This is a genomic window from Amycolatopsis sp. NPDC102522, assembly GCF_055584485.1.
The window spans coordinates 142710-164062 of the sequence record NZ_JBVJLY010000006.1 but is presented as its reverse complement, the minus strand read 5'-3'; the positions used below and the strand labels follow the sequence as shown (position 1 = coordinate 164062).

Annotated in this window: 24 protein-coding genes; 17 read left to right on the top strand and 7 right to left on the bottom strand. The window is 70.3% G+C overall.

Annotated features, from left to right (window positions below):
• Positions 1-19: 19 nt before the first annotated feature.
• Entirely contained in the window at positions 20-595 is a 576-nt protein-coding gene (locus ACZ6YV_RS17460) for a TetR/AcrR family transcriptional regulator (protein WP_465510562.1), read from the top strand.
• A gap of 358 nt (positions 596-953) precedes the next feature.
• Positions 954-1292: a helix-turn-helix domain-containing protein gene (locus tag ACZ6YV_RS17455; RefSeq protein WP_465510561.1), complete on the top strand. Its 339-nt coding sequence runs from the start codon at positions 954-956 to the stop codon at positions 1290-1292.
• Here the strand turns inward: ACZ6YV_RS17455 and ACZ6YV_RS17450 are convergent.
• Positions 1289-1810, bottom strand: a complete 522-nt coding sequence (locus tag ACZ6YV_RS17450; protein WP_465510560.1) for an alpha/beta hydrolase fold domain-containing protein — start codon at positions 1808-1810, stop codon at positions 1289-1291. The two genes, ACZ6YV_RS17455 and ACZ6YV_RS17450, sit on opposite strands and share 4 nt — an antisense overlap.
• A 102-nt stretch (positions 1811-1912) precedes the next feature.
• Here ACZ6YV_RS17450 and ACZ6YV_RS17445 point away from each other — a divergent pair, with 102 nt between their 5' ends.
• From ACZ6YV_RS17445 to ACZ6YV_RS17435, 3 genes are all read left to right on the top strand, one after another.
• Positions 1913-2509 (top strand): YdcF family protein, encoded by a 597-nt coding sequence (locus ACZ6YV_RS17445; protein WP_465510559.1) that lies wholly within the window; start codon positions 1913-1915, stop codon positions 2507-2509.
• A gap of 146 nt (positions 2510-2655) precedes the next feature.
• Positions 2656-3834, top strand: coding sequence for an HNH endonuclease signature motif containing protein (locus ACZ6YV_RS17440; protein WP_465510726.1), 1179 nt, complete (start codon positions 2656-2658; stop codon positions 3832-3834).
• Positions 3835-4333: 499 nt separating this feature from the next.
• Positions 4334-4987 carry a hypothetical protein gene (locus ACZ6YV_RS17435; RefSeq protein WP_465510558.1) on the top strand — a complete coding sequence of 218 codons (654 nt, stop codon included), beginning with the start codon at positions 4334-4336 and terminating at the stop codon, positions 4985-4987.
• Positions 4988-5240: 253 nt separating this feature from the next.
• Here the strand turns inward: ACZ6YV_RS17435 and ACZ6YV_RS17430 are convergent, their stop codons facing one another.
• Genes ACZ6YV_RS17430 through ACZ6YV_RS17420 form a run of 3 tightly spaced genes read right to left on the bottom strand, consistent with a single transcriptional unit; the run spans position 5241 to position 8473 of the window.
• Entirely contained in the window at positions 5241-6416 is a 1176-nt protein-coding gene (locus tag ACZ6YV_RS17430; protein ID WP_465510557.1) for a 4-hydroxybenzoate 3-monooxygenase, read from the bottom strand.
• Positions 6417-6448: 32 nt separating this feature from the next.
• On the bottom strand, positions 6449-7222 hold the full coding sequence (locus ACZ6YV_RS17425; protein WP_465510556.1) for an IclR family transcriptional regulator: 774 nt from the start codon (positions 7220-7222) through the stop codon (positions 6449-6451).
• Positions 7223-7234: 12 nt separating this feature from the next.
• The gene (locus ACZ6YV_RS17420) at positions 7235-8473 is read right to left on the bottom strand and encodes an ArsB/NhaD family transporter (RefSeq protein WP_465510555.1); all 1239 of its coding nucleotides are present in this window, start codon (positions 8471-8473) and stop codon (positions 7235-7237) included.
• Positions 8474-8544: 71 nt separating this feature from the next.
• Between ACZ6YV_RS17420 and ACZ6YV_RS17415 the strand changes: the two genes are divergently transcribed.
• Positions 8545-9768: an FAD-binding protein gene (locus ACZ6YV_RS17415; RefSeq protein ID WP_465510554.1), complete on the top strand. Its 1224-nt coding sequence runs from the start codon at positions 8545-8547 to the stop codon at positions 9766-9768.
• Here the strand turns inward: ACZ6YV_RS17415 and ACZ6YV_RS17410 are convergent.
• Positions 9765-10115, bottom strand: coding sequence for a hypothetical protein (locus tag ACZ6YV_RS17410; protein WP_378246479.1), 351 nt, complete (start codon positions 10113-10115; stop codon positions 9765-9767). The genes ACZ6YV_RS17415 and ACZ6YV_RS17410 overlap by 4 nt on opposite strands.
• 51 nt (positions 10116-10166) lie before the next feature.
• Here ACZ6YV_RS17410 and ACZ6YV_RS17405 point away from each other — a divergent pair, with 51 nt between their 5' ends.
• Positions 10167-10457 carry a hypothetical protein gene (locus ACZ6YV_RS17405; protein WP_465510553.1) on the top strand — a complete coding sequence of 97 codons (291 nt, stop codon included), beginning with the start codon at positions 10167-10169 and terminating at the stop codon, positions 10455-10457.
• Here the strand turns inward: ACZ6YV_RS17405 and ACZ6YV_RS17400 are convergent.
• The gene (locus ACZ6YV_RS17400; protein ID WP_465510552.1) at positions 10438-11394 is read right to left on the bottom strand and encodes a helix-turn-helix domain-containing protein; all 957 of its coding nucleotides are present in this window, start codon (positions 11392-11394) and stop codon (positions 10438-10440) included. The genes ACZ6YV_RS17405 and ACZ6YV_RS17400 overlap by 20 nt on opposite strands.
• A 100-nt stretch (positions 11395-11494) precedes the next feature.
• Between ACZ6YV_RS17400 and ACZ6YV_RS17395 the strand changes: the two genes are divergently transcribed.
• Entirely contained in the window at positions 11495-12496 is a 1002-nt protein-coding gene (locus tag ACZ6YV_RS17395) for a saccharopine dehydrogenase family protein (protein WP_465510551.1), read from the top strand.
• Here the strand turns inward: ACZ6YV_RS17395 and ACZ6YV_RS17390 are convergent.
• Positions 12486-12992 (bottom strand): M15 family metallopeptidase domain-containing protein, encoded by a 507-nt coding sequence (locus ACZ6YV_RS17390; protein WP_465510725.1) that lies wholly within the window; start codon positions 12990-12992, stop codon positions 12486-12488. The two genes, ACZ6YV_RS17395 and ACZ6YV_RS17390, sit on opposite strands and share 11 nt — an antisense overlap.
• 154 nt (positions 12993-13146) lie before the next feature.
• On the opposite strand from ACZ6YV_RS17390, the gene ACZ6YV_RS17385 reads away from it, so the two are divergent.
• The 9 genes from ACZ6YV_RS17385 (at position 13147) to ACZ6YV_RS17345 (ending at position 21343) form a co-directional block, all read left to right on the top strand.
• Positions 13147-13881, top strand: a complete 735-nt coding sequence (locus ACZ6YV_RS17385; RefSeq protein ID WP_465510550.1) for a response regulator — start codon at positions 13147-13149, stop codon at positions 13879-13881.
• Positions 13878-15284 (top strand): ATP-binding protein, encoded by a 1407-nt coding sequence (locus ACZ6YV_RS17380; protein ID WP_465510549.1) that lies wholly within the window; start codon positions 13878-13880, stop codon positions 15282-15284. Before ACZ6YV_RS17385 ends, ACZ6YV_RS17380 begins: the two co-directional genes overlap by 4 nt.
• A complete protein-coding gene (locus ACZ6YV_RS17375) occupies positions 15281-15742 on the top strand; it encodes a GerMN domain-containing protein (protein WP_465510548.1) in 462 nt (153 codons plus the stop codon). The genes ACZ6YV_RS17380 and ACZ6YV_RS17375 overlap by 4 nt, the downstream gene beginning before the upstream one ends.
• 120 nt (positions 15743-15862) lie before the next feature.
• Entirely contained in the window at positions 15863-16612 is a 750-nt protein-coding gene (gene dhbA, locus ACZ6YV_RS17370; protein ID WP_465510547.1) for a 2,3-dihydro-2,3-dihydroxybenzoate dehydrogenase, read from the top strand.
• A gap of 166 nt (positions 16613-16778) precedes the next feature.
• Positions 16779-17975, top strand: coding sequence for an isochorismate synthase (locus ACZ6YV_RS17365; RefSeq protein ID WP_465510546.1), 1197 nt, complete (start codon positions 16779-16781; stop codon positions 17973-17975).
• Positions 17972-19594: a (2,3-dihydroxybenzoyl)adenylate synthase gene (locus ACZ6YV_RS17360; RefSeq protein ID WP_465510545.1), complete on the top strand. Its 1623-nt coding sequence runs from the start codon at positions 17972-17974 to the stop codon at positions 19592-19594. The genes ACZ6YV_RS17365 and ACZ6YV_RS17360 overlap by 4 nt, the downstream gene beginning before the upstream one ends.
• Positions 19591-20262 (top strand): isochorismatase family protein, encoded by a 672-nt coding sequence (locus tag ACZ6YV_RS17355; RefSeq protein ID WP_465510544.1) that lies wholly within the window; start codon positions 19591-19593, stop codon positions 20260-20262. The genes ACZ6YV_RS17360 and ACZ6YV_RS17355 overlap by 4 nt, the downstream gene beginning before the upstream one ends.
• Positions 20259-20492: a phosphopantetheine-binding protein gene (locus ACZ6YV_RS17350; protein WP_465510543.1), complete on the top strand. Its 234-nt coding sequence runs from the start codon at positions 20259-20261 to the stop codon at positions 20490-20492. The genes ACZ6YV_RS17355 and ACZ6YV_RS17350 overlap by 4 nt, the downstream gene beginning before the upstream one ends.
• On the top strand, positions 20489-21343 hold the full coding sequence (locus tag ACZ6YV_RS17345; RefSeq protein WP_465510542.1) for a siderophore-interacting protein: 855 nt from the start codon (positions 20489-20491) through the stop codon (positions 21341-21343). The genes ACZ6YV_RS17350 and ACZ6YV_RS17345 overlap by 4 nt, the downstream gene beginning before the upstream one ends.
• Positions 21344-21353 lie beyond the last annotated feature (10 nt).

The window sequence follows — 21353 nt, the reverse complement described above, 5'->3', positions numbered from 1 at the left end:
CCGATGTAGTGTGGGTCGCATGGGACAGACCGAGCCGGGCAGGCGCGAACGCAAGAAGGCGGCGACCCGACAGGCCCTGTCGGGAGCGGCGAGAGAGCTGTTCCTGGAACGGGGCTTCGACAACGTCACCGTCGCGGAGATCGCGGACGCCGCGGACACGGCGGTGTCCACCCTGTTCGCGCACTTCCCGGGTGGCAAGGAGGCGCTGATCCTCGGCCACGGGCACGAACGCGAAGCGGCTTTGGCCGCCGCTGTCCGCGCCCGGCCCGAGGGGGTTTCGATCCTGCAGGCGTTGCGGGACTTTCTCGCGACCCGCGGTCCGTTCGACCCGGATCCCGATCCGCAGTCACGCCGGGTCGCGGATCTGGTGGTCGCCACCCCGGCGCTGCGCGCCTACGCCAGGACACTGTGGACGGGCTGCGAGGACGCGCTCGCGAAGGTCATCGCCGAGGAGACGGGCCAGGATGACTTCTCCGTGCGGCTGCTCGCCCGGTATGTCTTGGAGATCCCGGATCTGGCCGGTGTCGAACCGGATCCGGCGGCCGCGCTGGACGCCGCCTTCGCGTTTTTGCGGAGGGGTTGGCCGGGCTTCTAGCCTGGAGCGATGAAGGGTCTGCTTTTGCGGCTGTCCGCGGTGGACGCCGACGCGGAAGCCGCGGTCCGCGTGGCTGGCTGAGCAGGGACGGCCTCCCGTCGCCGCTGCGATTCACCCCGGACGGCGAGCGCGCCGCCGACGCCGTGGCCGAGCCCGCGTCGGCCGATCTCGGCGAGCCGCCGGGGAAGGTCTGGCTGGAGCGTTCCGGGCCGCCGGGACCGCTGGACGATCTCGTGCTGGAGCGAGCCGCCGAGGAGGACCGGGCCAGAGCGCTCCGGCTGCTCGGCCTGGAGACCGGGCGCCCGGTCTCGAAACCCGCCGGTCGTGGATGCAGGCGCGGCTGGCCGAACGTTTCGCCGTGCCCGCGGTGGAACCGGTCGTGGTGCACGGCGAACTCGGTTCGCTCACTCTGCTGGCCGAGGTCCCGGTGGCGCGACTACGGGAACAGGACGACGTCCGTGCTTTGGACGCGCTCGCCGCGACACCGACCGGGGCGGCCGATGTCGCGGCACTGGAAGCGTTCTGCCGCACGGGATCGCTGCGGCAGGCAGCCGTCGCGCTGCACCGCCACCACAGTTCGGTGGCGGCACGGCTGGCGCACGTCGAGGACGCGCTGGGCTGGCGGCTGGACGAACCGGGCGACCGCTTCAGAGCCCGCCTCGCGTTGCTCGCCCGCCGCCTCGCGCAGCGCGGCTAGACGTCCAAGGCGCGCGAGAGCACGGCGAGTGCTTCGGCGACCTCGCGTTTGCTCGCGGCGGCGTGCTTCACCGCGGCCGAACCATGGAACGTGCCGGGGAACAGGTGCAGTTCGGTGGTGACCCCGGACGCCAGCAGCGTTTGGGCGTAGGCGATCCCCTCGTCGCGCAGCGGGTCGAACTCCATCACCGAGACGTACGCGGGAGGCAGGCCGCTCAGGTCCACCGCCCTGGCGGGTGCGGCGTGGACCGGGACATCCGCGCTGCCGCGGTCCCCCTTGCCGAGGTAGCTGTCCCAGCTGACCTCGGCCCGCGGCCGGTTCCACTGTGGAGTGTCGACGAACGCCCGCATGCTCGGCGTCTCCAGCCTGTCGTCGAGTTCCGGTTCGCTTGCGAAGACGCTTTCGTCGTCGCGCGTGCTCCGCGGGAACGTGGTGCTCCTACTGCGACGATCTCGACGCCCGGTTCGCTCTGCTATTCGCCGCGGAGTTGCGGGAGAAACTCGGCGCTGTATGACCACGATTCTTCTGGTGAGTTTTGCATCGGAAACGACGGCTCAGTCCGGCAGATGAGACTTGCTCCGGTCTCTGCTGTGCGACACCGGGTGTCCTAGAGTCGCGGCATGAGGCGATGGGCAGGGTTGGCGGTGGCCGGGGCAGTGGTCCTGGGCTGGGGAGAATGGCTGAACCGGCGTTGGTCTCGTACTCTCGTCGGGCACAGTGGAAGCGGTTCCGAGGCGGTGGTCGTGCTGGGATACCGGAACCCTCAAGCGACGGCGAACCTCGTCAACCGCTGGCGAGTTCGTGCCGGCCTTCGTTCTCTCGCCGCCGGCGACGGCCGGGACACGCGCGTGATCTTCAGCGGCGGCGCGACCGGCGACGGCGCCGCGGAGGCCCGGTTGATGGCTGACTACGCGAAGTCCGTGCTCGGGTTCGACGGCACCGTGTTCCTCGAAGATCGCAGCAGAACGACGTGGGAGAACATCGCGAACGTGATCCCGCTGCTCGAAGACGTCGACCGCATCAAGATCGCCTCCCAGCCTGCTCACGCCCTCAAAGCCCGTGTGTACTTACGTCGGCAGCGCCCTGATCTTGCCGAAAAGCTCGTGCTCGCGGATGACTACCGCCCCGGAGAGTGGTTGATCCTCAAACCGCTGCTGGCTCTGTATGGACTGTGGACGCTTCGCGGCCTCGAAGGCGAGCGGAAGATCTCGCTCTAGCCGACGTCATCCTTGGAAGTCCTTGGTGGAAAAGGAATCGAGGGCTCGAATCCATTCTTGTCGGTGGTCGGTTGTAGGTTCGTTCCGTGGCTACTTCTGGGGCCGAGCTCTCGGCCGTTCTCGAGGAATTGACCGATCCGGATCGTTTGGAGGAGATCAATGCCTTAGCAGGTTCCTTGGATGGAAAAGATTCCTTGCTCGTCGCGAAGGAGGTCGGTTTCGCGATTGCTCGGCTTGAGGCATTGCGGTATCGGGCGCTGTCCCGGTTGAGCGAGGTACGCGCCGGTGTGCGGAGTGTGGTGCAGGAGGTCGCGCTGGAACTGTCTCTTGTGGACGGTTTCGCCGGTTCTCTCGTGGCGACAGGAGTGGCACTGACGTCACGGCTGCCGCGGACGTTGTCGTTGATGGACCGTGGCCAGGTGAGCGGGTTCGCGGCGCAGAAGGTGACCGAGGCGACCGCGTGGCTGTCCGATGAAGACTCCCTGACGGCGGATTCGGTGCTGGAGTCGCGTTTGCCGGAGAAGAACAGCGAGCAGGTCCGCAAGGCGGCGAGCTACGCGGCGATGAGGGCCGATCGATCCGGTGCTGAAAGACGGGCGACCGAGAGCAGGGAAGGCCGACGCCTGTCCATGGCTCAGGGGGAGACCGGAGTCGCCTCGATCGAGGTGGTGGACGGTCCCGTCGAGAAGGTCACGGCTGCCTATCAGCGAATCCACCGGGAAGCGCGGGCACTGCGGAACCAAGGTGACACGCGCACGATGGACCAGCTCCGCGCCGACATCGCGCTGGACCTGCTCCTCGGCGGTCAAGGTGGTGTCTCGGAACGTACCGAAGTGTTCCTGTACATGGACCTCACCACGTATCTGGGGCTGAACGACGACCCGGTGAAGATGGCCGGGCACGGCTACCTTCCGGCGGGGTTGGGCCGTCAGATCGCCACCGGACCGAACACCGTGCTCCGGCGGATCATCACCGACCCGCTCAGCGGTCAGGTCCGAGACCTGGGCAGAACGCGCTATCGCCCCGACGCGGCAACGGCCGAGTTCGTCCGGGTGCGAGATCGCGAGTGCCGAAGACCCGGTTGCACCCGGGCCGCCCACGCCTGCGAACTCGACCACTCGATCCCGTGGCAGTTCCAAGGCGAGACGAACGTGGCCGATCTCGTCACCTACTGCACTCGTGACCACCGGTTGAAGGACGAACCCGGCTGGATCTACCGCCTTGACCCCGACGGCAGCCTCGCTGTCACCACACCCACCGGACAGACCCACACCAGCACTCCGCCGCCTCTGCATGAACCTCGGCCGGAGGTGCTGCCGTTTTGAGTCGTTGCCGAAATGCGGCGACGGGGTCGGCTTCGGGCGGCGCCCGGATAGCTGGGTTTGTATTTGGTGGTGGGTGCTTACTCGAGCTGTTGCCGATAAGCGGCGACGAGCAGGTAGTCGAGAGCCGGTCAGGCCCACGCCAGTACGCGCCACCTCTGTATGAATCCAGGCCGGGTGTTGCCGTTTTGAGCTGTTGCCGGAATATGGCGACGGGGTCTGCTTTCTGGCGACGCCTGGGGCAGCTGGGTTTGTGTTGGCGGTGGATGCTTGCCCGAGCCGTTGCCGAAATGCGGCAACGAGCAGGTAGTCGAGAACCGGGTAGGCCCACGCCGGTACGCCGCCGCCATTGCACGAACCCCGGCCGGGGGAGCTGCCGTTTGAGTCGTTGCCGAAAAGCGGCAACGAGCACGTAGCCGAGAGGAGATGGTCGTTGACTCTGGTGTTGCCTTGGTCGGGATAGTGGGGTCGTGCCGAACCTGTGATCGGCTACCTTGCGGGCGTGGACATTCAGGTGCTTGAGGGCGCGCTGGTCGAGGCGCAGACGGACGCTGTCACGGGAATGGACAGGCGTGCGTTCGGGGAGTTCGTCGGGCCTCAGGGTGAACTGGCGTCGTACGCGCTCGGCTGGACCACCGGGTCAGATCCGCACGTCGCTCACCTGTCGGTCGGTATCGGCGCGGGCAACCCCGGTGGCGGGACCTTTCATGCTGTCGTCTTCGAAAACGACGGTGGGCACGCGTTCTCGCTGACCGACGACCCGTTCGAGCGTGTGCCGCAGGGTGGCCCGGACTTGACCGCGAACGAGGCGCGCGCCCATGAGGACCTGCCGTTCGTCTGGTGGGTCACTGACCAGGTCATGCAGCGCGATCGGCGGGCTTGGTGGATGCGGCACTGGCTGCTGCGCACCACCAGTATCCAGACCGTCGAGGTCTTCGAGCGCCGCGAGCCGATTCTGCTCGTCCAGCACGACGCCGACGACGGCATGTGGCAGCTCATCGGCGCTTCCGACGCGGACTTCGGCACCGGGAAGATCGGGCACCTGCATCACGCCATCGACGAAGACCCGACCCTGATCGACATCCTCGACCTGCCACCCGGCGGCAGCGCGACACGTACGGGCGCCGGAAGTCCTTGGACCGGCCGCTACCGCTGAGCGACACTCTCGGCCGAGACAATTCGGCTGCGACCGCCGCGGTGGCCGGGCGCCATGGTCGTGTGCGTCCCGGACACCTCCGCGGGGGACTGGCAGGCGGTATTCGATCTGGTCAAGTCGCGCGGTTGGAAGTGGGAGTTCCGTCAGGGCGCCACGACGTCGCCCTTGCCTCTGGTCGCAGAAGCGTTCGTCCGGCCGTTGGATCGGGTGAGGCTGCTGGCCGACCCGCTGAAGCGATGACAGCGACACAGCATCAGAAACCGATGGGCAGTCCCGCGTAGTTCTCCGCCAGCCCTGCCCGCCCAGCCTCGCTCCGAGCCAGCCAGCGCAGCTGCGAGAGCTGCAGCTGCCGGTCGAACGGATCGCCCGATTGGTGCAGCATCGTCGTCATCCACCACGAGAAGTGCGTGCACCGCCAAACCCGGCGCAGCGCGGTGTCGGAGTAGGCGTCGGCGAGCGTGGAGTTCCTGTCCCGCACCAAAGCGGCCAAGGCTGGGGCTAGGAGAGCGACGTCGGCGACGGCGAGGTTGAGGCCTTTGGCGCCGGTGGGCGGCACGATGTGTGCGGCGTCGCCGGCGAGGAACAGGCGACCGTGCCGCATGGGTTGCTGCACGAAGCTGCGCATGGGCAGCACGCTCTTGTCGGTGATCGGTCCGGGCGTGAGCGTCCAGCCGTTCTGGCCGTGGCCGAGCCGGGTCGCGAGTGCTTCCCAGATCCGGTCGTCGGACCACGTGCCGATGTCGGTGCCGTTGGGCACCTGCAGATACAGCCTGCTGACGGTGGCCGAGCGCATCGAATGCATGGCGAAACCGTCGGGATGCCAGGCGTAGATGAGCTCGTCGGTCGACGGGGCGACGTCGGCGAGGACGCCGAGCCATGAGTACGGGTAGGTGCGTTCCCAAGTCTGCTTCGCGGCGTCGGGAATAGCGGTGCGGCAGGGCCCGAAGGAGCCGTCGCAGCCGACGACGACATCGGCGTCCAGCCTCTGCGGTGTGCCGCCCGGGCTGGTGAAAGTGACGTAGGGCTTGTCGGTCTCAAGGTCGTGCACGGCGGTATCGGTGACCTCGTAGTGGATCTGTTGCCCGGCCGCCGCCCGCGCCTTGCCGAGGTCCTTGGTGACTTCCGTCTGGCCGTACACCGTGACGCTTCGCCCGACCAGGTCCACGAAGTCGAGATGGTGCCGTTCCTCCGGCCATTGCAAGTAGATACCGCGATGCTCATCGCCTTCGCGGTCGAGCCGGTCGGCGAGCCCTGCCTCGCGAAGGAGGTCCACTGTGGACTGTTCGAGGATGCCCGCCCGGATCCGCGCCTCGACGTACTCGCGCGAGCGGGTCTCCACGATCACCGATTCGACCCCTGCCAGATCGAGCAGATGCGACAGGAGAAGTCCGGCAGGGCCGGCGCCGACGATGGCGACTGGAGTTCGCATGACCGGAGTCTGATCGCCCCTGGGACGAACTGCTAGCGCTCGCTTCCACTCAGTGAAACTCCCAGGCTTCGGCCGATCCCGGCGGCCGCGACCTGGAGCGCGGAGACCAGCCGCGCCCGGCCGCGGCTCAGGTCCGGGACGACCAGGCCGAGCGCCGCGACGACGTCACCACCGGTGGACGGGCGGATCGGGACGGCGACCGAGCAGGCGCCTTGGCTCATCTCCTCGACGGTCTGCGCGAAGCCCTCCCGTCGGACACGCCGCAACTGCTCGCGCAGCCGCCCGGGCTGCGTGACGGTATACGGAGTGATGCGGGTCAGCGAAGCGAGCACCTGCCGCTGCACCTCCTCCGGGGCCCAGGCCAGTAGGACCTTCCCGACGCCGGTGGCGTGCAGCGGCAGCCGCCCGCCGATCCGGCTGACCACCGGCACGGACGCGTTCCCGGAGAGCCGGTCGAGGTAGAGCACCTGGCCGCCGTCACGCTCGCCGAGATGCACGGTGGCATCTGTCGCGCCGTAGAGATCCTGGAGGAAGGGCGCGGCGACCTGCCGTAGTTCGAACTGGACGGGGGCGAGCAGGCCGAGATCCCACAGCCGCCTGCCGACGGCGTAGCGATCCTCGCGCCGCTCCAGCGCGCCCAAGCCCACGAGTTCCCGCGCCAGCCGGTGCGCGGTGGGCAGCGGCAGACCGGCGCGGTTCGCCAGCTCGGTCAGCGACAGCTCGCGGTGGTCGACGTCGAAGGCGCCGAGCAGCGCGAACGCCCGCGAGACGACACCGGCGCCGGGGGTGGACAGGTTGCCTGGCATGCGCCCAGTTTCTCACTGAGTGGAAGTCAGGGCGAGTCCGAGCCACAGGCCGGCGACGGCGAGCACGATGGACGCCGGGACGGTGAGCAGCCCGAGCCGGGTGAACTCGCCCAGATCGGGCCGGGTGTCGTGCCGGTGCAGGATCCGCCGCCACAGCAGCGTCGCCAGCGAGCCGACGTAGGTCAGGTTCGGCCCGAGGTTGACCCCGATCAGCACGGCCAGCACCACCGGCGTCCCGCCCGCGGTGGCGAGCGGCAGCAGCACCAGCACCGCGGGCAGGTTGTTGATCAGGTTGGCGAGCACGGCCGCCACCGCGGCGGCGCCGAGCAGGGCGAGGAACGTGCTGGAGGTCGGCACCAGGTGGCTGAGTGCCTCGTCCAGCCCGTTGTCGACGACGGCGCGGACCACGATCGCCAGCGCGAGCACGAACGCGAGGAAGGGGATGCTCGCCGACCGCACGATCGCGGCGGGCGAGGTCCGCCGCTGCGCGAGGGCGCGGACGGCCAAGACGACGGCACCGGCGAAGGCGGCCCACGCGGGACTGACGTCCAGCAGCGACGTGACCACGAACCCGGCCAGCGTCAGGCCGAGCACCACCAGGACGAAGGCCGGGACCTTCCCGGCAGGGACCGCCTTCCCGCCACGGGGCCGGGCCGCCAGGTCGGCGGCGAAGAACCGGCGGAACACCAGGTACTCGGTGAGCACCGCCGCGAGCCACGGCAAGGTCATCAGCGCAGTGAACCGGAGGAACGAGATCCCGGTCGCGGCGACGGCGAGCAGGTTGGTCAGATTGGACACCGGCAGCAGCAACGACGCCGAGTTCGCCAGATGCGTGCAGGCGTAGGCGTGCGGTTTGGCCCGCGCGCCCATCCGCGCGGCGGTGGCGAACACGACCGGGGTCAGCAGGACGACGGTGGCGTCCAGGCTGAGCACCACGGTGACCGCCGCCGCGACGGCGAACACCGCGGGCAGCAGTCGTCGCGGCTTTCCCCGGCTGAACCGGGCCATGAGCGTCCCGGCCGCTTGGAAGAGCCCCTCGTCGTCGCACAACTTGGCCAGCACGAGCACCGCGGCGAGGAATCCGACGACCGGGGCGAGCCTGGCCACCTCGTCGACGGCGTCGGGGAACGAGATCGCCCCGGCCACCAGCACGATCCCGGCGGCGGGGACGGCGGCGACAGCCTCCGGCAGGCCGCGTGGCCGGATCACCGCGAAGGCCAGGACGATCAGCAGGAGCGCGATGGACACCATCTCGCCGGGAATGCCCGTCAGTGCGAACCTCCTCCGTGTGAAGCCGACTTCCGCAATCTAGGCTGGGTCTGGTGCGCGAGACGAACTGGGCGGGAAATCAGACCTTCACCGCGGAGCGGATCCTCCGGCCTCGCACGATCGAACAGGTCCAGGAGGCCGTCGCCGGAGCGTCCGCGGTCAAGGCACTCGGCAGCAGACACTGCTTCAACGACATCGCGGACTGTCCTGGCGGTGTCCAGTTCGATCTGTCCGCGCTTGACGTCGAGGTCGAACTCGACGCGGAGGCCGCGACGGTCACGGTGCCGGCGGCGGCTCGGTACGGCGACATCGCCGTTCAGGTGCACGAGGCCGGGTTCGCGCTGGCCAACCTCGCGTCGCTGCCTCATTGCACGGTGGCGGGCACCGTCGCGACCGCGACCCACGGTTCCGGGCGGCGCAACCAGGGTCTCGCGTCTGCCGTGTCCGGTTTGGAACTGGTCACCGCGGACGGCGGCCTGCGGACCTACGAGAGGCATGACGGCGTTGTCGTCGGCCTCGGTGCTTTAGGCGTGGTGATCCGGCTGACGCTCGACCTCGTGCCGTCCTTCGACCTCCGCCAGGACGTTTTCGACGGCTTGCCCTGGGAGACGGCGTACGAGCATTTCGAGGAGATCCAAGACGCGGGTTACAGCGTCAGCATGTTCACGAACTGGGCCCGCGACACGATCGACCAGGTCTGGGTCAAGGGGCAGGGGCAGCCGGGCACGGACTTCTTCGGTGCGCGGGCGGCGGACGGGCCGCGGCATCCGGCCCACGCGGCGGGGATCCCGGCGGACAACTGCACGCGGCAGCTCGGGGTCCCGGGGCCGTGGCACGAACGGATCCCGCATTTCCGCCTGGACTTCACACCCAGCGTCGGGAACGAACTCCAGACCGAGTACTTCGTTCCCGTCCGGCACGCCGTCGCGGCGATGGAGGCCCTGCGCGGCATCGGGCACCGGCTGGCGCCCGCCTTGCTCGTCTCGGAGATCCGCACGGTCGCGGGGGACGACCTGTGGCTGAGCCCGTTCCACGGCGGTGACCGGCTGGCGCTGCACTTCACCTGGCAGCCGGACGAGGACGCGGTCCGCGCGCTGCTGCCCGTCATCGAGGAACGCCTGGCGCCCTTCGGGGTGCGGCCGCACTGGGGGAAGCTCTTCCACCACGCCGCGGACTATCCGAAGCTGGCCGATTTCCGTTCACTGGTCGAGGAACTGGACCCGGACGGCAAGTTCCGGAGCCCGTTCGTGCGGCGCCACGTCTTCGGGGAGCGCTAGTCCGATTGCGACCACGCGGCGACGGGCAGTGAGAGGTACACGCCGACGTCGTCGATCCCGGTCGCCGATTCGATGCTCGTGCGCAACAGGTCCACTCGCTCCTGCCGGTTGTCCGCTCGGCTCGGGAACCACTTCGACCGGACCTCGACCAGAAGGTCCAGTCCGAAGCGGTCGTACGGTCCCGGCTGCCGGAAGCGCAGCTCGACGTCGCCAGGCTGAAGGTCGCCGTCGTAGGGCTCCTCGGGGCATTCCACCGCGACGGACACGAGATGCGGCAGCACCGAACCCAGCTCACGCAGCTTGGCTTCGGGAATTTCGGGGGAGTAGGTGATTTCCACGAGAGGCACGAGCTCCAGCCTAGCCGCTATCGGGGTTCTCCCGCGCCGGAACTGTTCGATGTGGACGGCCTCCGCGCCGTCTTCGGCAGGGCACTCGCCGACGAGCCCGGACAGCGCGCGCCACGGGCGCGGGTGCTGGTCGTCGACTACCTGACGATCGTGCCGCGCACCCGGCCCGCCTGTGACGGTGTTCCGCTCACCCCGGCGGCCACCGCCAGCGCGAACCACGACGGCTGCGCGGCCGTTCCCTGGATGGAGCGCTACTCGACCGCCCAGGGACGGGTTCCGTATCACCCGAACGAGGCAGGGATGGCGGCGGTCGCGGACCTGGTCACGGCGCGGATCCGCTAGCCGTCCGGGCGCGGAAGGTGCGGCGGTAGCTGTCCGGCGGCACTCCGACGGTCCGGTTGAAATGCCGCCGCAGTGTCGTGGCGGTGCCCATTCCGGTGGCCTCCGCGATGAGGTCGACGCTGTCGTCCGTGCGCTCCAGGAGTTCCTGCGCGCGGCGGATGCGCTGGATCAGCAGCCAGCGCAGCGGAGTCGTCCCGGTCGCTGACCGGAAGTGCCGGGCCAGGTTGCGCGAGCTCATGTTCGCGTGCCGGGCGAGGTCCTCGACGGTCAGCGGCCGGTCCAGCCGTTCGGTCACCCAGGGGAGCAGGCCGCCGAGCGGATGGTCGTCCTGCTCGGGCACCGGGGCGGTGACGAACTGGGCTTGCCCGCCCGCGCGGTGCGGCGGGACGACCAGGCGGCGGGCGACGGTGTTCGCGACCGCCGAGCCGAGGTCGGAGCGGACCAGATGCAGGCACAGGTCCATCGCGGCGGCCTTGCCCGCCGAGGTCAGCACGCTGCCGTTGTCGACGTAGAGGACGTCCGGATCGACCTCCACCAGGGGATGGCGGGCGGCGAGGACGTCGGTGTGCGCCCAGTGCGTCGTCGCGCGGCGGCCGTCGAGCAGACCGGCGGCCGCCAGCACGAACGCGCCCGTGCAGAGGGACGCCACCCGCGCGCCCGCCTCGTGGGCGGCGCGGACGGCATCGACGAGGTCGGTGGGCGGAGCGACGTCGATGTCGGCCCAGCCGGGGACGATGACGGTGTCGGCGCGGGCGAGATGGCCGAGCCCGCGATCCGGTTCGAGGAGGAATCGGCCGACCTTCACCGGCTTCGGACCGCAGACGCTGAGGTCGTACCAGGAACCGAAACCCGGCAAAGGGGTGCCGAAGACTTCGTGGGCGATGGCCAGCTCGAACTGGAGCATCCCGTCCGTGGCGGCGAGCGCGACCGTACTCATGTCCGAAAGTGTACGCATGATGGCGTTCCGGACACTGTCGGCGGTGGGTTCCCGTCGGCAGGATGGTCCACAGTGGATCAGTCGAGGGCAGGAGAATCCCATGGGTACGTACGACGTCGCGGTGTTCGGGGCTTACGGGCACACCGGGCGGTTTGTGGTGGAGGAGTTGCGCGAGCGGGGGTTCGGCGTGCTGGCCGTGGGCCGCGACGAGGCCAAACTCCGCGCCTTGCCCTGGCTCGATCTGGAGATCCGGCAAGCGTCGGTCGACGATCCGGCCTCGCTGGACCGCGCGTTCGAGGGCGCGGACGCGGTGATCAACGCCGCCGGGCCGTTCGCGGACACCGCCGCCCCGGTGATCGAAGCGGCGCTGCGCGCGGGTATCCCGTACCTGGACGTGGCCGCGGAACTCGAAGCGAACATGGACACCTTCGCGAGGTTCGCTGACAAGGCGGCGGGCGCGACGGTGATCCCGGCGATGGCGTTCTTCGGCGGTCTCGGCGACCTGATGGTCACCGCCGCGATGGGCGACTGGACGTCCGCCGACGAGGCGCACATCGCCTACGGGCTGAACAGCTGGCACCCCACGGAAGGGACCCGGGCGGCGGGCAAGGTCTCGCGGGAGCGGCGGAACGGCAAGCGGATCCGGTTCTCCGGCGGCCGGATCGAGCACCGCGACGACGCGCTGCCGGAGTCGGACTGGGCTTTCCCCGCGCCGCTGGGGACCCGTGCCGTGCTCGGCGAGTTCTCGATGGCCGACATCGTCACCGTCCCGAGCCACCTCGCCATTCCCGAAGTGGTCACGTACATGACCACGAACGCGGCCCGCGAAGTGGTGACGCCCGAGACGCCGGCGCCTCCCGCGGACGGCCCGTCCGCGCAGAGGTTCGTGGTCGACGTCGTCGTGCGGTCCGGTGGAGAGGAACGGCGGATCGTCGCAGAGGGGCAGGACATCTACGCGATCACGGCACCGCTGGTGGTGGAGGCGGTCCAGCGGGTGCTCGACGGGCGGACCAAGGCGACCGGGGTCGTCTCGGCCGGTGAGGTCTTCGACGCGGCCGACTTCCTGGCGGCGCTGGCTCCGCGGGTGACCGTCACCGGGTGACGCCCAGCCGCCAGCCGGGGTGAGGCAGCCGCACGGGCGGCACCTCGCCGGGCCGGTACTCGAAATGCCACCATTCGTTGTCGTAGATCCGGTAGAGCTCGAACCGGGCACCGTGATCCTCCAGCCACTGCGCGCCTTCGCGCGGCCGCACGTCCAGCGCGGTACCCCGGACGTGAGCCGAATCCTTCGGCGGCAGGACGCGCTTGTCTCCCCGCTCGGTCTCGTCGAGGAACAGGCGGAGCTGCTCGGCGGCGTCGCGGTGCCCCGAGGTGAGACCGAGCAGCGTGCGGTGCCGCCAGAACGCCTCGGTCCTGGCGGCGGTGAACGCGGCCAGGGTCCCGCCGGTGAGCCCGGCGAGGTTCTCGGCCGGGAACCGCAGCGACAGCGCCCAGCCGCAGGCGAGCCGCCGGGCGTGGCCGGGGGACCGCAGCCACGCCGGGATCAGCAGCAGTATCGCGAGGACGCGGGTGACCGCCGCGAAGACGAGTTCTTTCATGCCGTTCACAGTCGCCGCCGCTTGTGCCGGGCCGATCGCGGCGACGTGCGCGGACGCCGACGAAAATGTCACCGTTCCGCACGGTCCGCGTCGTGACGCAACGATGACAGTCCGCGGACGTTCCGCGGAAACGGGATCGGCACCATGACGTGTCATGGACGAGCGGATTCCGTCCGGCGCTGCGATAGTCGTCGGCATGCCCAGGGTGCTGCTCATCGAGGACGACCAAGCCGTGCGTGACGGGCTGAGCATGGCGCTCGGTGGCCGCGGCCACGCGGTCGACGCGGTGGCCACCGGGGAAGAAGGCCTGGCCAGGCTCGCGTCGCGGCCGCCGGACATCGTCGTACTGGACCTGATGCTGCCCGGGCTGGACGGCTTCGAGGTCTGCCGCCGGATCCGGGCCGCGGGTGACCTTCCGATCATCATGCTCACCGCGCGCAACGAAGACATCGACGTGGTGGCCGGGCTCGCCGCCGGCGCCGACGACTACGTGGTCAAGCCCGCGAGGGCCCAGGTGCTGGAGGCGCGGATCCGCGCGGTGCTGCGCCGCACCGCGCAGCCCTCGCCCCCGGTGCCCGCGCAGGCCGAGATCGAGCGGCACGGCGACCTCGGCGTCGACAGGGCCGCGCTGACGGTGACCAAGGGCGGCAAACCCGTCGCCCTCGCGCCGACCGAACTGCGGCTGCTGCTGGAACTGACCCAGGTGCCGGGCCGGGTGCTCAGCCGCCAGTACCTGCTGGAAAGTGTTTGGGAGCACGGCTATTTCGGTGATTCCCGGGTCGTCGACGCCTGCGTGCAGCGGTTGCGCGCGAAGATCGAGGAAGACTCTTCCGCACCGGCGTACGTGCAGACGGTCCGCGGGTTCGGCTACCGGTTCGGGCCGCTGTGAAGCTCGGAGGTCTGCGCACCCGGCTGTTGCTGGCGTTCAGCCTGCTGGTCGTGATCACCGCGGCGACGGTCGCCGGTGGCATCTACGTCCAGTCCCGCAACGTGATCCTCCGGCAGGCCCAGGACGCCACCGCCCGCGTCCTGGTCGACAAGGCCACCGCGCTGTACCCGCTCGGCCCGCTGCCGCCGGGTGACGGGACGCTGAGCCGGATCAGCGGCGAACTGTCCGACCGCGACTTGAGTTCCCTGGTCCTGTACGAGGACCGGTCGAACGGGAATCAGCAGGTACGGGCGCTGATCTCGCCTGATCTCCGCGAGGCGGTCCGGTCCGGGAACGTCGCCTGGCAACGGGTCGACGCCGGGGGCACGCCGATGCTGGTGGTGGGCACCAGGTTCACCGTGCAGTTTCCGGGCGGGCAGGAGCGGGCTTCGGGAATCGAGGCCTACATCGCCCGCAGCATGGTCCCGGAGGAACAGAGCATCGACGAACTCGCCACCCGTGCCTGGCTGATCGGCGGGGCGGCACTCGTTTTCGCCATCGGATTGGCACTGCTGGCCGCGCGCGGCGTCCTGCGGCCGGTCCGGGAACTGGGCGACGCGGCGCATCGGCTGGGAGCGGGTGATCTGCGGGCCCGGATCAACGTCCGCGGTTCGGACGAACTGGCCGGAGTGGCGCGGACGTTCAACGAGACGGCCGAAGCGCTGGAAGGTCACGTCAGCGAGCTGAAACGGATGGAAGCCGACGCGCGGCGGTTCGTCGCCGACGTCTCGCACGAACTGCGGACCCCGCTGGCCGCGATGACGGCGGTCGCGGACGTGCTCGAACAGGAGGCGCCGAGCCTTTCCGGGGACGCCGGTCGAGCGGCGCGGATGACCATCGACGAGACGCACAACCTGACGCGGCTGGTGAACGACCTCATCGAGGTGTCCCGGTTCGACGCCGGGGCCGCCGCCCTCGCGCCGGAAGAGGTCGACGTCGCCGAGGTGGTCACGGCGAGCCTGCGCATCCGGGGCTGGGTGGGCGAGGTGGAGGGCGACCTGCCCGCCGGGATCTTCGCCGTGCTGGATCCGCGGCGGCTGGACGTCATCGTGGCGAATCTGGTCGGGAACGCGTTGCGGCACGGGGAAAAGCCGGTCACGCTCCGGCTTTCCGAAGTGGGGGAGTGGCTCACGCTGGAGGTCGCGGATCACGGCCCCGGTCTGGCGTCCGAAGTGCTGCCGCACGTGTTCGACCGGTTCTACAAGGCGGATTCGGCCAGGGCGCGATCCGGCGGCAGCGGGCTTGGTCTCGCGATCGCCTGGGAGAACGCCCGCCTGCACGGCGGCACCCTGGTCGCGGCCAACGGTATCGAGGGCGGCGCGGTGTTCACGCTGCGCCTGCCCCGTGAGGGAGTGACGGCATGAAGAAGGCATGGCTCGCGCTGCTCCTGACGGTTTCGGTGGTCGCCGGCTGCGGCGTGCGGCCCAGCGGCGTCATCCCCGGCGCGCCCGCGCCGTCGGGCCCGGCCGACGGCGCGGTGCTCTACTTCCTGTCCGGTGGCCAGCCGGTCCGGGTGCTGCGCCCGCTCCCCGGCGGACTGGCCCCGGTGAACCCCGTCGACCTGCTCGCCGCCGGGCCGGACGAGAGCGAACGGGACCGGCTCTATGCCAGCGAAGTTCCCCTCGGCACCACGGTTCTCGGCCAGATGGCCACGCAGAACGGCCTCACGGTGACCCTTTCGGTCGGCGTCGCCGGGCTTTCGGCGCGGGCCGTCGAGCAGATCGCGTGCACCACCAGGGACTCGGTCGGCGGCAGCCCGCAGATCGTCTTGCGGGGCGAAGGAACCGAACGCGGTCCGCTGTCCTGCCCCCTGCCGGGCTAGAGGCCTTCCGGCGTGATTGCCGGGAGTGGTCCGAATCACCGGTGTCGTTCCCTCGCTTTGTCCGGATTCGCCCGCTAGCTTAGGCAAGGCTAAGCAAACGGAAACGTAGGGTGGTTTGGCGTGGAAGGGATCGAGGGCAAGGTCGCGCTCGTCACCGGAGGCGCGCGCGGGATCGGGGCGGCCGTCGTGGACGGGCTCGCCAAGGCGGGCGCGACCGTGGCGGCGGTGGACCTGACGGAAGGGCCTTCACGGGACGGGGTGACCTCGTTCGTCGCGGACGTCGGGGATCCCGAAGCCGTGGCGCGGGTGGTCGACGAGGTCGAACGCGAACTCGGGCCGATCGGGATCGGGGCGTCCGTGGCGGGCGTGCTGAAGCCGGGGTCCGTCTGTGAGACGAGCGACGAGGACTGGGCGGCGACCTTCGCGGTCAACTCCACCGGTGTCTTCACCGTGCTCCGCGAGATCTCCCGCCGGATGCTGCCCCGCCGGAGCGGGGTGCTGGTGACGGTCGGCTCGAACGCCGCGGGCGTCCCGCGCACCGGGATGGCCGCCTACGCCGCTTCGAAGGCCGCGGCGACGATGCTGACCCGCTGCCTGGGGCTCGAACTCGCCGGCTCCGGTATCCGCTGCAACATCGTCTCGCCCGGTTCGACCGACACCGACATGCAACGTCTACTGTGGACGGACGAAAACGGCGCGGACCGTGTCATCGCGGGAAATCAGGAGCAATACCGTGTCGGCATACCGCTGGGCCGGATAGCCGAACCGGCCGACATCGCCGACGCCGTCCTGTTTCTGGCTTCGGAGCGCGCGCGGCACATCACGATGCAGAACCTCTACGTCGACGGCGGCGCCACGCTTCGCGGGTGATCTCGATGACGCAACGAAGACTTTTCGGGCCCATATGATTAGGTTAGGCTAACCGAAAAGGTGTGTTCGGCGCGTCCGGGGGGTCACGGTCCGCGTCGGCAAAGGGTACTGCGACACAACAAGAGTGCCTGCCTGATCAGTAGTATTTGCGAAAGGGAATCCTGTCGTGTCCTCACCTGCACCGGCCCGACCAAGGCCGGTCCACCAGGCGGCCGATCTGCTGGCGGCGTACCTGCCCGGATCGTTCTACTACTCGTCCGCTCGAGGATCGCTGCTCGCCGACGGGGTTTACTCGCCGGTCCACGCGGCGCCGGGCAGGCGTGCCCGCGCCGCGGCCGAAGTCCTCGACGCCGCTCTCGTGGCGGGAGTGACCGAACCCGTGGTGGCCGGGGCGATCGGGTTCCGGCCCGACGCCCCGAGCAGCCTGGTGGTGCCCGCCGTGGTGCGCCGGGCGGGCCCGCCGCGAGCCGGTGGACCGGTGGCGCCGCTCGGCGGCGGGACCTGGTCGGTCTCGCCGCGGCCCGCGCCGGAGGTCTACACCACCGCGGTCGCCAAGGCGCTGGACGAGATCCGCGACGGTGATCTGCGCAAGATCGTGCTGGCCCGCTGCCTCGACGTCACCGGCGGCGACCCCGTCGCCGTGCCGCGCCTGCTGGCCCGTCTCGTCCACGCCGACCCGGCGGCGCACGCCTTCGCTGTCGACGTCAGCGCGCCCGGGGATCCCGCGCCGCGCACCCTGATCGGCGCGAGCCCGGAACTGCTGGTCTCCCGTCGCGGCCGGATCGTCATGGCCAACCCGCTGGCCGGATCGAGGCCGCGCGTGGCCGACGACGCCGAGAACTCCCGGCGCGTCGCCGATCTGCTGGCGTCCGAAAAGGACCGCGCCGAACACGCCCACGTCGCCGCGCAGGTGGCCGAGGTGCTGGGCCGGTTCTGCGTCGACCTCGACGTCCCCGCCGAACCCGAGGTGATCGGCACGCCCACGATGTGGCACCTCTCGACCCGGATCAGCGGACGCCTCGCCGACGCGGGCGACGCCGGTTCGTCCGCGCTCGCGCTGGCCGAAGCGCTGCATCCGACACCCGCCGTCTGCGGTGTCCCGACCGGACTCGCCCGCGACACCATCGCGGCGCTCGAACCCGAAGATCGCGGCTACTACGCGGGTCTCGTCGGCTGGACCGATCAGGATGGTGACGGCGAATGGGTCGTCACCATCCGCTGCGCCGAAGTCCGCGACCGGACCGTCCGGCTCTTCGCCGGCGCGGGAGTGGTGGCGGGTTCCGACCCGGCGGCCGAACTCGCCGAGACCGGCGCGAAGTTCGGCACCATGCTGCGGGCGCTCGGACTGGAGGGAGCGGCGTGAACCCGGACCACGTGCCCTGGCCGCCCGAAACCGCCGCGCGCTACCGGGCTTCGGGACACTGGCGCGGCCAGACCTTCGGCAAGCTGCTGACCAGTCTCGCCGAGGCTTACGCCGAACGCCTCGCCGTGATCGGCGAGACCGCGCGCTGGACCTTCGCCGAACTCGACGAGCGGGCGCACCGGCTCGCCGCCGGGTTCGCCGGAGCCGGGATCCAGGCCGGTGACCGGGTCGTCGTGCAACTGCCGAACGTGCCCGAGTTCGCGTCCGTGGTCTTCGGACTGTGGCGGGCCGGGGCGCTGCCGGTGTTCGCCCTGCCCGCGCACCGGGCCAGCGAACTACGGCACTTCGCCGAACAGAGCGAGGCCGCCGCGATCCTGACCGTCGGCGAGCACGAACGGTTCGACCACGCGGCGATGGCCCGTACTGTGGCGGCCGAAATCCCGTCGGTGCGCGAGGTCTTCGTCGTCGGTACGGAGAAATTCGCGGCGCTCGAAGCGACCGCACCGCGTGCCCTGCCGGATCCGGATCCCGCCGGTGTCGCGTTCCTTCAGCTTTCCGGCGGCAGCACCGGTCTGCCCAAGCTGATCCCGCGCACGCACGACGACTACCTCTACAGCGTCCGGGAAAGCGCCCGGATCTGCGGCCTGCGCCCGGAAAGCGTCTACCTGGCGGCACTGCCCGCCGCGCACAACTTCCCGCTCAGCTCACCCGGTCTGCTCGGCGCCCTGCACGCGGGCGCGGCGACGGTGTTCGCGCCGCGGCCGGACGCCGACACCGCGTTCCGGCTGATCGAGGCCGAGGGCGTGACGATCACCGGGCTCGTGCCGCCGCTGGCCGCCGCGTGGGCGCAAGCGGCCGCGAGGACCACCCGCGATCTGTCCACTTTGGACGTTCTCTTGGTCGGTGGCGCCAAATGCGCCCGCGAACTGGCCGAGAAGATCGGGCCCGCGCTGGGCTGCCGCCTGCAGCAGGTGTTCGGCATGGCCGAGGGGCTGGTCTGCTACACCCGGCTCGACGATCCGGACGAGTACGTCCTCGCCACGCAGGGACGGCCGATCTCCCCGGACGACGAGATCCGCGTCGTGAACCCGGAGGATCCACTGTCCACTTCGGACGACGTCGTCGCGCCGGGTGAGATCGGCGCCCTGCTGACCCGCGGGCCGTACACGATCCACGGCTACTACCGCGCCACCGAGCACAACAAGACGGCCTTCACCGAAGACGGCTTCTACCGCACCGGAGACCTGGTGCGGCAGCATCCGTCGGGACATCTGGAAGTGGTCGGCCGGGCCAAGGAACAGATCAACCGCGGCGGCGAAAAGGTGGCCGCGGAAGAGGTCGAGAACCATCTGATGGCTCACCCCGGCGTGCTCGACGCCGCCGTCGTCGCGGTGCCGGACCCGTACCTGGGCGAGCGCACCTGCGCCTACGTCGTCCCGGCTGCCGGTGCCGAGCCCGCCGCGGCCGAGCTGCGCCGGTTCGTGCGCGAACGCGGCGTGGCGGCCTTCAAGGTGCCCGATCTGGTCCAGGTGGTGCCGGAGTTCCCCGTGACCGGTGTCGGCAAGACCAGCAAACGCGAGCTGCGGGCGGCGCTGGCCGCCCTGGCGAAGGAGAAGTGAACGTGTCGCTGCCCAAGATCCAGCCGTACGCCCTGCCGACCGAGGCCGAACTGCCCGCCGGCCGGGTCGGCTGGAAACCCGACTCCGCCCGCGCCGCGCTGCTGGTGCACGACGCGCAGCGCTACTTCCTCGCGCCGTACGAGGGATCCCCGATCCCGGAGATGGTCGCGAACATCGCCGCGCTGGCCGCCGCCGCGCGCGCGGCGGGCGTTCCGGTCTTCTACACCGCGCAGCCCGGTCACCAGGCCGCCGAGGACCGCGGCCTGCTCACCGAGTTCTGGGGCGACGGCATCGGCGCGGTCATCGAAGACGACCCCGCGGCCGCCGACGTCGTGGACGAGATCGCCCCGCGACCGGGCGACGTCGTCCTGACGAAGTGGCGCTACAGCGCGTTCCAGCGCAGCACGTTCACCGAGCAGCTCGCCGAAGCGGGCCGGGACCAGCTGCTGATCACCGGCGTCTACGCGCATATCGGCTGCCAGGCCACCGCTGTCGAGGCGTTCATGCGCGACGTCCAGCCGTTCCTGGTCGGCGACGCGGTCGCGGACTTCTCCCGCGAACGCCACGACCAGGCCTGCGAGTACGTCGCCCAGCGCTGCGGCGCCCTGACCACCACCGCCGCCGCGCTCGCCGCGCTGGCGCCGATCCACGCCGGAGCCCAGCAATGAGCCTCACGACCGAAAAGATCCACGCCGACGTCGCCGAACTGCTCGGCTGCGACCCGGCCGAACTGAATCCGGAGACCGACCTCACCGACCTCGGCCTCGACTCGATGCGGATCATGGGCCTGGTCGAGCAGTGGCGCACCGAAGGCGCGGAGAACCTGGAGTTCGCGGACCTCGCCGAGCAGCCGACCCTCGGCCACTGGACGCAGGTCCTCACCGGGAGCGCCGCGTGAGCCGCGCAGACCACCGCCACCGGCACCTCGAACGCATCGCCGAGGTCCGCGAGGGACAGCACGCGGAGAAGGTGCCGTACCCGATCCGCGTCCGGCAGGCCGAAGTCGTGCGCACCGAGATGATCGGTTCCGGACTGCTCCGCGTCACCCTCGGCGGGCCCGGGACGGCCGGGTTCGAGGCGCATTCGCCCGACGAACACGTCAAGATCCTGTTCCCCGAACTGGACGCCGAGCCGAAGCTGCCGGTGCAGGACGGCGACATGCTGCGCTGGCCGAAGCCGTCGCCGACGTCGCGCGAGTACACGGTCCGCCGCTACGACCCGGAATCCGGGGAGCTCGATCTCGACGTCGCGCTGCACGAAGGCGGACTCGGGTCCGGGTGGGCCGAGGACGTCACACCCGGCACCCCGGTGCACGTCGCCGGTCCGCCCGGCGGGCTGATCGTGCCGCACACCTACGACCGCTACCTGCTCGCCGGTGACCTCACCGCGCTGCCCGCGATCGCGCGCTGGCTCGAAGAACTGCCGCGCACCGCCGCGGGCTGGGCGTTCATCGAGGTCACCGACGCGAGCGAGGAGATCGAGCTGTCCGCGCCCGAAGACGTCGAGGTGCACTGGCTGCACCGAGGCGACGTCGCGGTGGGCGCGTCCGACGTGCTGGCGCGGGCGGTCCAGACGATCGAGGTCCCCGCCGGTGAACGGCTCTACGCCTGGGTCGCGGGGGAGGCGGCGCAGATCAAACCGCTGCGCCGCTGGCTCAAGAACGACCTCGGGCTCGGCAAGGACGACCACGACGTCACCGGCTACTGGAAACGCGGGGTCGCCGACTTCGACGACGAGCACGACCACTGATCCCCACCCC